The organism is Oleiphilus sp. HI0086 (assembly GCF_001635225.1).
In genome coordinates, this window is record NZ_LWFZ01000949.1 from 1 (window position 1) to 714 (window position 714).

Sequence of the window (714 nt, forward strand, 5' to 3'; positions counted from 1 at the left end):
ATTTCAGTTACTCATCGTTAAATGATTACTCGCATAGCAGGCTATGCTTCGCAGTCATTTGCCTAGATTAACTAAAATCTACGATTTTTTGAGTCTGACTTTAATGAACGTTAAAGCAGAGGATAAAATGCTCTGGGATTGGGGCTATAGCTCAGCTGGGAGAGCGCCTGCCTTGCACGCAGGAGGTCTGCGGTTCGATCCCGCATAGCTCCACCAATTTCCAAAATTGAAATGATTATAAATAAGTGTATTTGCTTGGTTTAAGTTTGAATTAAGTAAAGTGTATTTATTTCTAATCATGCGATTAGAAGCTCTTTAACAATTAGGTAAGTAATAGTAGACGTTGTTTTATGTTGTGATGACATAATGCAACTCATTGCTAAGTGATTAGATTATTCACATATCAGCGAATAATTTAATCATGGATAACGAAAGAAATGAGATTCATATCAAGCGTTATCCGGCGAAAACGTTACGAATGGTCATATATATAGCTTAAGTACTAAGATGGTAAAAGGTCGTCTTAGAAGACTACTTCGGGTTATATAGTTAAGTGACTAAGCGCATACGGTGGATGCCTTGGCAGTCAGAGGCGATGAAGGACGTAGTAACCTGCGATAAGCGTTGGTAAGCTGGTAAACAAGCTTTGACCCAACGATTTCCGAATGGGGAAACCCATCTAACATAAGTTAGATATCTTGCACTGAATACATA

At 38.2% G+C, this 714-nt stretch carries 1 tRNA gene and 1 rRNA gene; both read left to right on the forward strand.

Features of this window, described 5'->3' with window-relative positions:
- Positions 1–140: 140 nt before the first annotated feature.
- Positions 141–216, forward strand: a tRNA-Ala gene (locus A3756_RS16965).
- 331 nt (positions 217–547) lie between these two features.
- Positions 548–714: ribosomal RNA gene (locus A3756_RS16970) — 23S ribosomal RNA — on the forward strand; the annotation flags it as partial.